Genomic DNA, 1,154 nt, shown 5'->3' on the forward strand with positions numbered 1-1,154 from the left:
TCATTGACGGGGTCGAACTGCCAAATTCCGGGGTTCGTTCTACGGACGCTGAGGACAGGCCGCTATCTCCCTTCGCCAGTGGGCAGGTCCCGCCCGGCTCCGTATTCCTCCATTCCCCTTTTGGTGGCTCCTATGACTCGCGTTACTTCGGGCCGCTCCCGGCCGACGGCATTCTTGGCCTCGCTGCGTCGGTTTTTGTCCTGGCGCCATAGGGGCGGACGCCTCACGATCTTGGTGGTGGGGTCCGCGACGTTAGGCGTTATCGGGTGGAGCGGCAATCCGTTGACCTTGCCGATGGCTATGGTCTTCCCGGCATTATGGAGTGTGGCTGGCTCCCGTGCCGGCGCGGCCCTCGTCGCTGCAGCGTATTTCCTTGGTGCCTCACGCGGCTTACCCGAAGGCGTTTCAATCTTCTTCGGCAGTGACCGTCTCTTAGGGATCGCACTGTGGGTCACTGCATCGCTCGTTTTTGTCGGCACTCATGCGGCGTGTTGGACGAAACGAAGTGGTTGGCGGCAACCGTGGCGCTATCTGCTTGCCAACGTCCTGATGTCGGTGCCGCCGCTGGGCATACTGGGCTGGGCCAATCCAATCACCGCTGCTGGCATCATGCTTCCAGGTTGGGGGTGGTGGGGTTTGGCGATGACCATGGTTCTCCTCATGAGTTCTGTTTCAACGCGGCTTAGATGGCTTGCTATCGCTGTCATAGGCGCGCTTTCGATATCGGCGTCGATGAACTGGACCGAACCTGCGCCACCGTCTAGCTGGCGCGGGATCGACACGAGCTTTGTCACTGGCAGGGAACAGTATGCCGACTATGCCCAGCAACGCGTGACCATTCATCTGGTGCAAGCCGCTGCAGTTGACGGTGCCAAAGTCGTCGTGCTGCCCGAAAGCGCTTTCGGCATCTGGACACCAACTGCTGAGGCGCTATGGAGCGGAGCGCTCGCCAATTTCCAGGTGACCGTGATTGGAGGGGCCATAATTCTCGCGGGTGACGGCTACGAAAACCTGATGATTTCCGTGACCGCAAAGGGGGCAGAAGTGCTGTATCGGCAGCGTATGCCGGTGCCAGTATCGATGTGGCAACCTTGGTCGACCGGAGGAGCGGCAGCCGACTTTTTTGGGAACCCAGTTGTTGAACATACCGGCGT

Annotated in this window: 2 protein-coding genes; both read left to right on the plus strand. The window is 60.1% G+C overall.

The window, feature by feature from the left end:
* Nucleotides 1–17 precede the first annotated feature (17 nt).
* Nucleotides 18–212 carry a S26 family signal peptidase gene (locus WH91_RS20320; protein WP_428040679.1) on the plus strand — a complete coding sequence of 65 codons (195 nt, stop codon included), beginning with the start codon at nucleotides 18–20 and terminating at the stop codon, nucleotides 210–212.
* 70 nt (nucleotides 213–282) lie between these two features.
* A partial coding sequence (locus WH91_RS20325; protein WP_248305836.1) for a carbon-nitrogen hydrolase family protein occupies nucleotides 283–1,154 on the plus strand: 872 nt, incomplete at its 3' end.

The organism is Devosia psychrophila (genome assembly GCF_000971275.1).
Taxonomy (GTDB): Bacteria; Pseudomonadota; Alphaproteobacteria; order Rhizobiales; family Devosiaceae; genus Devosia; species Devosia psychrophila.